The sequence below is a fragment of the Blautia ammoniilytica genome (assembly GCF_025566965.1).
GTDB lineage: Bacteria > Bacillota > Clostridia > Lachnospirales > Lachnospiraceae > Blautia_A > Blautia_A ammoniilytica.
Map to the genome: position 1 here is coordinate 77,291 of NZ_JAOQJL010000014.1, position 9,022 is coordinate 86,312.

The 9,022-nt window shown below is 40.5% G+C and carries 12 protein-coding genes; 11 read left to right on the forward strand and 1 reads right to left on the reverse strand.

Translation table 11 applies throughout. The features are described from left to right. The first annotated feature begins 134 nt into the window (after positions 1–134). Both OCV61_RS08765 and OCV61_RS08770 read left to right on the forward strand, forming a co-directional pair. Positions 135–605: an LURP-one-related/scramblase family protein gene (locus OCV61_RS08765; protein ID WP_158421473.1), complete on the forward strand. Its 471-nt coding sequence runs from the start codon at positions 135–137 to the stop codon at positions 603–605. 40 nt (positions 606–645) lie between these two features. Further along, a complete protein-coding gene (locus OCV61_RS08770; protein WP_118012734.1) occupies positions 646–864 on the forward strand; it encodes an aspartate dehydrogenase in 219 nt (72 codons plus the stop codon). An 85-nt stretch (positions 865–949) separates the two neighbouring features. Here the strand turns inward: OCV61_RS08770 and OCV61_RS08775 are convergent, their stop codons facing one another. Then, a complete protein-coding gene (locus OCV61_RS08775) occupies positions 950–1,741 on the reverse strand; it encodes an IS701 family transposase (protein WP_330382912.1) in 792 nt (263 codons plus the stop codon). A gap of 106 nt (positions 1,742–1,847) precedes the next feature. Between OCV61_RS08775 and OCV61_RS08780 the strand changes: the two genes are divergently transcribed. The 9 genes from OCV61_RS08780 (at position 1,848) to OCV61_RS08815 (ending at position 8,847) form a co-directional block, all read left to right on the forward strand. Next, positions 1,848–2,996, forward strand: a complete 1,149-nt coding sequence (locus tag OCV61_RS08780; protein WP_158421474.1) for an SLC13 family permease — start codon at positions 1,848–1,850, stop codon at positions 2,994–2,996. A 517-nt stretch (positions 2,997–3,513) separates the two neighbouring features. Continuing rightward, the gene (locus OCV61_RS08785) at positions 3,514–3,672 is read left to right on the forward strand and encodes a hypothetical protein (RefSeq protein WP_262582755.1); all 159 of its coding nucleotides are present in this window, start codon (positions 3,514–3,516) and stop codon (positions 3,670–3,672) included. A gap of 4 nt (positions 3,673–3,676) precedes the next feature. Next, the gene (locus OCV61_RS08790) at positions 3,677–4,237 is read left to right on the forward strand and encodes a hypothetical protein (RefSeq protein WP_262582754.1); all 561 of its coding nucleotides are present in this window, start codon (positions 3,677–3,679) and stop codon (positions 4,235–4,237) included. A 31-nt stretch (positions 4,238–4,268) separates the two neighbouring features. Next, complete coding sequence (locus OCV61_RS08795) at positions 4,269–4,871, forward strand: Type 1 glutamine amidotransferase-like domain-containing protein (protein ID WP_158421476.1); 603 nt, start codon at positions 4,269–4,271, stop codon at positions 4,869–4,871. Positions 4,872–5,368: 497 nt separating this feature from the next. Beyond that, positions 5,369–5,824, forward strand: a complete 456-nt coding sequence (locus OCV61_RS18980) for a reverse transcriptase family protein (protein ID WP_330382913.1) — start codon at positions 5,369–5,371, stop codon at positions 5,822–5,824. 22 nt (positions 5,825–5,846) lie between these two features. Continuing rightward, complete coding sequence (locus OCV61_RS18985) at positions 5,847–6,632, forward strand: reverse transcriptase domain-containing protein (RefSeq protein ID WP_330382914.1); 786 nt, start codon at positions 5,847–5,849, stop codon at positions 6,630–6,632. 195 nt (positions 6,633–6,827) lie between these two features. Next, positions 6,828–7,265, forward strand: a complete 438-nt coding sequence (locus OCV61_RS08805; RefSeq protein WP_004844961.1) for a radical SAM mobile pair system MarR family transcriptional regulator — start codon at positions 6,828–6,830, stop codon at positions 7,263–7,265. Beyond that, complete coding sequence (locus OCV61_RS08810; protein WP_158421478.1) at positions 7,262–7,951, forward strand: radical SAM mobile pair protein A; 690 nt, start codon at positions 7,262–7,264, stop codon at positions 7,949–7,951. Before OCV61_RS08805 ends, OCV61_RS08810 begins: the two co-directional genes overlap by 4 nt. Next, the gene (locus OCV61_RS08815) at positions 7,939–8,847 is read left to right on the forward strand and encodes a radical SAM mobile pair protein B (RefSeq protein WP_158421479.1); all 909 of its coding nucleotides are present in this window, start codon (positions 7,939–7,941) and stop codon (positions 8,845–8,847) included. The genes OCV61_RS08810 and OCV61_RS08815 overlap by 13 nt, the downstream gene beginning before the upstream one ends. Positions 8,848–9,022 lie beyond the last annotated feature (175 nt).

A 9,022-nucleotide genomic window follows, 5' to 3' on the forward strand; every position in this document is an offset into this window, starting at 1 on the left:
TCTATGTTTTATCATAATCTGTGAAATAAGATGGGTTAATTCTTCAATTTACATATTTTTTAAGGTGTTCCGGCATGGTATTATGGTGCTTATAAAGAACCAATTATATCTGTTGGAGAGAGTGGTGAAAAGTTATGAAGCTATTATTTAAACAAAGGTTGGTTTCATGGTTTGACAGCTATGATATCTATGATGAAGCAGGCAACACTGTTTATGTAGTAAAAGGTCAGTTGTCCTGGGGACATAAACTTGTAATTTATGATGCCTATGGAAATGAAGTAGGAATGGTTGTTCAGAAAGTACTTACTTTTCTTCCTAAATTCGAAATTTATAAAAACGGCAGTTATATCGGATGCCTGAGCAAAGAATTCTCATTCCTGACGCCACATTATAATATTGATTACAATGGATGGCATATTGATGGAACCATTATGGAATGGGACTATAGCATTCTTGATCGAAGCGGTTATTCAATCGCACGGGTCAATAAAGAACTGTTTCATATGACAGATATTTATGTTATTGATGTGCAGGATTCCGGAAATGCGTTGGATGCGCTGATGTTTGTACTGGCAATCGATGCAGAAAAATGTTCCAGAAATTAAAAAGCTGATCTTGTTACTGTAATTATTCGGAGGATGAAGCCTGGGATTATTCAAAAAGAAAATCGTGAAAAAAACATATGACCGAGAACATATGAAACCAGTTATTCGTGCAAGCATTTGTACTGGGGAAGAAGTAGCAGGATTCAAAGACATACGGACCGGAAAAATCGAAGAGATCATGCTGATCAGATCGCCGGAGGATCTAGAAAGATTTAAAGAGATATATGAGATAACAGAGGAAATTGCAAAAGAATATTAGACATCTTCTGTGTCGTGGATGAACGCCAGGTATTCGTCTGTAAGCTTATAAGGAAAAAGGAGTTATTTTACACCAGTTTACAACTTTATAAATGATAGACTTGTTGATGAATCAGCTGTTTTAAGGCCTTTGTCATGGCATTTGATTTTATATGTGTTTCGATATTTTTCACGAAAGTGGCAAAAAATATCTGACTGCGAATGCCCTGACTTAATTCAAAACGAAACTCCTGTACGCTTTTTGTACGGTACTCAGAAAAATGTTCGTTCTGATAGGGCAGAATCTTCATGGCACAGTAACTGATGTTAATCAGATTGACCAGCATTTCAATCCCTTTGCAGCTTCGCACCATATAGTTACAAAAAGACCAGAACGTTTTCTGTTCATAGTAGCTTGTTTCAATATTCCAGCGTAACGAATATAGCAACAGTGGAATGTATTTCATACGGTCACTTCCGGTCTGGTTCAATGGTGCTTTTTCCTGCCATGCACAGAAAATCTGCAGATCTTCCGGGAAAATGGTACTGAAAAACAGTCGTTTTGTACCATGTTCTTTTTCTATGGCAGTGACATAGGCAAGGACTTCCCTATTGCCAAAGATCTTAGCGAGAACCCGGCGGACACCGGTATAATAATCACCAATCTTTTCATTGGAAAACGTAAAATCTGTTTCAACAGAAAGATGTTTTCCATGTTTGGCAGGACGTCCCCGACGACCGGTCTGTGCAGGTGCAAGATCATACATGATAGAATCAATCCTTGCATTGCCAATCAGATCCAGATTCGGATATTCATCAACGATGGATACCAGATTCTGTTTTGTGTACCAGCTGTCACAAAGGATGATGATATGATCTTTGCTGTGAAATTCAGGCATAACCTGCCGGATCATGGAGGCTGCCAGTTCCAGTTTAGATTCTTTTTTTCTGGATGTTTCTGTGATATACTTATACGCGGTCGTATCAGACCGGAAAGGAAATATTATGTTACAAAAATTATATGTTTTTTTCAGGAAAGAAACCGTTTTGTCAATTGCAGTGATCCTGGCGCTTCTTTCTATGTTCTGGGTCAGACCGGATAAGACTTATTTTACTTATATCGATTTCAGGACTCTCGGGCTCCTCTTCTGTTTGATGGCAATTGTAGCTGGTTTGAAGGCTGTTGGTGTTTTTGATATACTTGCCAAAAAATTGCTGATGGGAACATCGGGAACTGTGGGTGTGATCAGGCTGTTGGTACTCTTATGTTTCTTCCTGTCAATGGTGATCACCAATGATGTGGCATTGATTACTTTTGTTCCTCTTGCACTGATCATTGTGCATAAACTGCCAAAGGAACTGGGCAATTACTGGCTTCTTAAAATAGTAGCCATGCAGACAATCGCTGCTAATCTCGGAAGCATGCTCACACCAATCGGAAATCCGCAGAACCTTTATCTATATGCCAGAGCAGGGATGTCCGCGGCAGAATTAATAACCCTGATGCTTCCCTATTCTGCCACAGCACTTATCCTTCTTCTGATATGGATACAGGTAGCCGCTGCCAAAGCACCTCATGTATGCGGTTCCGAAAAAGATAAAACTCTTTTGGGATTCTCTGACAGAAAAGAACTTAACATGGAATACCTGGCCGCTTACCTGATCTTATTTACAATCTGCCTGCTCACGGTTGCACATATCATTCCATACCAGATTCCTCTTGTATTGGTTCTTATATATATGCTGCTAAGAAACAGGGAAAATATAAGCAGGGTGGATTACTCCCTGCTTGCCACCTTTATCGCATTATTTATTTTTATCGGCAACCTTGGAAGGATTCCGCAATTCAGCAGTTTTCTGGAAAGAATCATGGCAGGAAGGGAAACACTTACTGCTGTTCTTGCCAGTCAGATTATGAGCAATGTTCCCGCTGCGCTTCTTTTATCCGGCTTTACAGATAATTACCGGGCTTTAATTGTCGGAACCAATATTGGAGGTCTCGGCACTCTGATTGCATCCATGGCAAGCCTGATAAGTTTCAAATATATTGCAAAAGAAAACAGGAATCTGAGAGGGAAGTATTTGGGAATATTCACAGCCTCCAATATTATATTCATGATATTCATGTTAATATTGTATTTTTTTCTTAGATAAAGGTTTTCCCGGAATTACAAAAGCTATAGCAATTCTTTCTTCGCAAAAAATTCTCCGCGGCACTCTCCCATCCTGGAAGAAAAGCCGCGGAGAAATAAATATATTTTCGGTGCCAATACAAAGATCATTAATCTTTACACCACTTTACAACTTTTTCATAAAAAAATATCGTAAGGGCTTTCTGATGTATAATGAGTTTGCTCCAAAACATTACAAAGGAAAGTGACCCTGCACGACAAAGACATTATACAACGAAAAGACTCTGACTGGTAGACTTCACAAATATTTTTTGATTTATTTTGAAACTTTTTCTGCTCCAACAGCAGATACTTTGTTTTTACTCGTTTTATCAATACTAACATTGGAATCTGTACATTCCATTCGATTTTTATATCAGCACTTTTTGTCTGGGATTACCACAAAATCCCTCAATACCTTTTTCCACGCATGTTCCTATGCAAAAGTTGATTATTCCCACTTTATGAATATCACAGCTAAAGTTCTGGGAGCAATGCTTGTGTGCACCATCATTTGGTACCGCACGCAGTACATGAATTATATTATCCTGGGAATCGCTGAATTCATGTTGGTAGGCGTATTGGCTGCAGGAGCATTTGTCCTGGCATTGGTGTCAGAAGTGAGAGACTGCGTTGGAAAATTTATTATTGGAGGATGAGACGATGGAAGAATTATATAAGGTGATGGATGATCTGCTGGATCTGGAATTTCAGATAAAAGCAGGGATGGATATTCTGAAGGAACTGGAAGAACTTTATACGTTAGATCCAGAAAAAGAGGAGACCGAAGCAGAGAAACTGGAAGTGCTGATGAGAGGATACCTGCAATCTATAAAGTCAAATCTGAGAGAAATTATTCACTATATCGACGAGTCAACACTTGAAAATGCGAAGAATGAAAAAGTTCAAAAGCAAGAGTCTCCCTCAAAGGTGTCAAAAGACGTAGAGGAGTCTGTTGATAAGATGATCTCCAATCGTATGAGCAAAGCATATTCTGAATGGAAATCAAATCAAGATACACGGCCATATAATGAAAATATAGAGAAGGAATACCAGAAGCTTTTGGAAACACTGTCTCCGGAACAAGAGGAAGTGCTTACGAAGTATTGCGATGAAATATTTGCCAACGGAGCAGAGACAGAAGAGTTTTTTTATCGACTGGGTATAAAGGATGGACTGAGATTAAAAAGTACGGTAAAATCTGTATTAGAAATGATGTCGTGAAATCGGAATTTATATATAAAGGAGAATATTGATGAAACTGTTTTTATGTTCGCACTTTTCAAGTGTAGGAAGTCTGATAAAGGAAGAAATTGAAAATAAAAAAGTCGCATTTATTCCAACAGCTTCGCTGCGTGAAGGCTACACCGGTTATGTCGGCTCGGCTCGAAAATTATTCAAAAAGTTGGGAGCAATCGTAGCTGAAATTGATATTTCAACGGAGGCTTATTCAACGATACAGTCTGTTTTTGAAGATGCGGATGTGATATATTTTACCGGCGGAAATTCTTTTTTCCTTATAGACCAGCTCCGTAAAACGGGAACGGATGAGCTGTTGAAGAAAGAATTGGCAAAGGGAAAACTGATGATTGGTGAATCGGCAGGTGCGATTATATGCGCTCCAAGCATCCAATATATCGAGCAAATGGATGAAAAGCCGGAGGACTACTCACAAGAAGATGATGCAGGGCTTGATTTGATTGATTTCTATGTTCTTCCGCATTATCTTACAGCACCATTTAAGAAAGTTACCGAGAAAATAATGACTGAGTTTTCGGATTTGAATCTATGCCCAATTAACAACCGTCAGGGAATTGTAATTGATGGTGAAGGTTCAAAGGTTATTTGCAAAGACTAATTTGAAAATTCCAGTTGTGCGCCCAGCTAAGGGTGTGTAGTCAAGCCGGTGGGATTCCGGTTTATCCAAGGTTTAGCCAACCAGATAATAGCGAGTCTTGGGATGATGCCGGTAACGGCATCTGACAAGTGTAGACAGCAAGAAAGCAGGGTTGAATAGTGATTGAGCTTCGAAACGTTAACTTCAGTCGGTCGACGTCTTAACTGGTGCGGAAGACAATATCATGTAATGCGATATGGCGAGTGTTATGTGGCACTGCGGAGTCAGAGAACCAATCATGTTTTACATTGTGAATACACATCAACTGGGGAGAACCTGCCATTTCTCGAAGAAGAGTATGAAGTTGCAATTGAAAACGGAGGATTTCAAATGAATGGTAGGTGGTCGGACAATCCCATAGTACTGTAGAAATCGGGCAATGCCGATGGAGGGAAGGGGATTGCATAGTAAAGGTCTTACTGAGGACACATTATCCGTACTCAGGGACGGAGGAAATAATGGAAACGAAATTAGTAAGAATAGCTGAGATATCGGCAACATCAAAACATCCTATATTTACATCAGTGTACCACTTGATAAATGAAGATATGCTAAAGCAATGCCATAAGGAATTAGATGGGAACAAAGCAGTCGGAATTGACAAGGTAACTAAGGATGAGTATGGGAAGAACCTTGATAGAAATATCAAGGAACTGGTACAGAGGTTGAAAAACAAATCCTTTAAGCCACTTCCGTCACTGAGGGTATATATACCTAAAGGAAATGGAAAGAAACGACCATTAGGGATTGCTTCCTATGAAGATAAGATTGTACAAATGGCAGTGAAGAAAATACTGGGAGCTATTTATGAACCGAGATTCCTAAACTGCATGTATGGATTCAGACCGAATAGGGGGTGTCACGAAGCAATAAAAGAAGTATACCAACGATGCCGATATCAAAGGTTTCTTTGACCATATCGACCATGATTGGATGATGAAGTTCCTTGAATGGAATATACAGGATAAGAACTTATTGTGGCTAATACGTAAATACCTTAAAGCAGGAATAATGGAGCAAGGAAAATTCGAGCCAACAGAAGAAGGTTCGGCACAAGGCTCAGTAGTGAGTCCAATGCTTGCAAATATATACATGCATCATGTGCTGACGCTGTGGTTTAAGCTGGTGGTGCAAAGGGAAATGCAGGGAGAGTGTTTTCTCGTCAACTTTGCGGATGATTTTGTTGCAGGATTTCAATATAAGTCAGAAGCTGAAAGATACTATAAAGAGTTAAAGGAACGAATGGAAAAGTTTGGACTGGAGCTGGAAAGTAGTAAAAGCAGACTGATTGAATTTGGGAGATTTGCAGAGCAGAATCGTAGAGCAAGAGGAGAATGTAAGCCTGAAACATTTGATTTTCTGGGATTTACCTTCTACTGTAGCAAAACTCGAAAGGGAGGTTTTGTGCCAAAGGTACAGACTTCAAGAAAGAAGTTTGAGCTAAAGGTTAGAGCATACAAGAACTGGATTTACGATAATCGAAATCTACCAATGCGAGAAATAATTAAAGAGTTGAACGTAAAACTAATTGGACACTATCGGTATTATGGTGTTACATGGAATTTTCGGAAGATAACAACATTCTTGCATAGAGTACAACAGTTTCTATTCAAAGCCATGAATCGGAGAGGTTGTAGACGGGCATACACATGGAATGGATTTGTGGAAATGCTCAAGTATTACCCGTTAGCAAAACCTAAAACGTACTATTGTTTATATTGAAGCGAATGTTACTATGAGGAGCCGTATGCGGAAAAGCCGCACGTACGGATCTGTGAGGGGCTAAGATTGAGAGGTCTTAGTCTACTCGACTGGAGAATTGAAAAAACGGAATTTACCTATTAAGACATATAAACTGTTGACAATAAAGCTCCTATATAGTATGTTTTTAATAAACTACTATATAGGAGATTTTGTATGGAAATGAATGGAGGATTTCTTGTTACCAAAATAAAACAGCTTGGAGACCGGATTTTCGAGAAGATTCTCAGTGAAAAGAATATTGATGCGTTTAATGGAGCCCAGGGGCGTATTCTTTATGTGCTGTGGCAGAAGGATGGTATTTCAATCAGGTCACTCTCGACTAAATGCGGATTAGCGATAACATCTCTTACTACGATGCTGGAAAGAATGGAAAATCAAGGGCTGATAAGCCGTGTTCAGTCTGAAACGGACAAAAGGAAAACGCTCCTGTTTCTGACTGAGAAAGCACATGCCTTAAAGGGCGAGTACGATTCTGTATCTGATGAGATGGGCAGTATTTACTACAAAGGTTTTTCAGAGGAAGAAATTACCCGGTTTGAGGAATGCCTCGACCGTATCAGAAAGAATCTTGAGGAGTGGCAGAAGTCATGAGTATTTGTATCAAAGATCAGATTCAGAACATGAATATCGTCATTGGCTGCACAGTGGGGTGTACATATTGCTATGCCCGCAACAACGTGAAACGCTGGCATATGATTGATGATTTCGCTGACCCTGAATTCTTTCCGGGTAAGCTCAAGATGATGGAAAAGAAACGTCCGCAGAACTTTCTTCTTACCGGCATGAGCGATCTCTCTGGATGGAAGCCGGAATGGAGAGACGAGGTATTTGCAAAGATCCGTGAAAATCCACAGCATCAGTTCCTGTTCCTTACCAAGCGACCTGATTTGCTGGATTTTGATACCGATCTGGAAAACGCATGGTTTGGCGTTACGGTGACGAGGAAAGCAGAACGGTGGCGTATCGACGCCCTTCGGAAAAACGTCAGAGCAAAACATTACCATGTTACCTTTGAGCCGTTATTCGATGATCCCGGCACAGTTGACCTTTCCGAAATCAATTGGATCGTTGTCGGCACCATGACCGGAGCTCAGAGCAGGAAGATTCATACGGAGCCGGAATGGGCATGGTCTCTGACGGACCAGGCACATAAGCTCGGCATTCCGGTGTTTATGAAGGAAGACCTTGTCCCTATCATAGGGGATGAAAATATGATTCAGGAAATGCCGGAAGAATTTAATAAAGTGTTAGAGGTACAGAAATCATGGAAGAAGTAATAAATGGAATCTTCATTCGTGAGGTGGAAACAAAGAACATCATGACTAAGTCTAGTCTGCCGGTAGGCGGTTACTCGGCCAATCCCTATGTGGGCTGTACACATGCCTGCAAGTATTGCTATGCTTCTTTTATGAAGCGCTTTACCGGGCACAAGGAGGAATGGGGCACTTTCCTTGATGTGAAGCATTGGCCGGAAATTAAAAATCCGAAGAAATATGCCGGACAGCGGGTGGTCATCGGTTCTGTGACAGATGGCTACAATCCACAGGAGGAGCAATTCGGGAATACCAGAAAACTTCTGGAGCAGCTGATCGGCAGTGACGCAGATATTCTGATCTGCACAAAGTCGGATCTTGTGGTACGGGATATTGATCTGTTGAAGAAGCTTGGACGTGTAACCGTTTCATGGTCGATCAACACACTAGATGAAAATTTCAAGAACGATATGGATTCTGCTTCGAGCATTGAGCACCGTATCGCTGCTATGAAGCAGGTATATGAGGCAGGTATCCGTACAGTCTGTTTCGTATCCCCGGTATTCCCCGGTATCACGAATTTTGAAGCAATCTTTGAGCGGGTAAAGGATCAGTGCGATCTGTTCTGGCTCGAAAATCTCAATCTTCGAGGCGGTTTCAAAAAGACAATTATGGATTATATCGCCGGAAAATATCCTGATCTTGTATCACTTTACGACGAGATCTATAACAAGCATAACCGCAGCTACTTTGAAGCACTTGAAGTAAAAGCTGAGAAAATGGCTAAGAAGTATGATTGTGCCTTTGTGGATAATGAAATGCCTTATGGCAGAGTCCCGCAGGGGCATCCGGTGATCGTAGATTATTTCTATCATGAGGAAATCCGTGGGACAGAGAATACCGGAAAAAGAAATCGCTAACTTCAAGTTGAACAAAATCGCTGCGCGATGGCCTGCCAAGGCTATGGCGCAGTTTTTCTTTATACTTTAATAAAAAGCAGTGGAAACCAAGTCCTACAAGTAGTATTGTTAAGTCACCACAACCAACAATCAAACAGGATCGACATCCCCACTGCCTATGATAAGAATACCATTG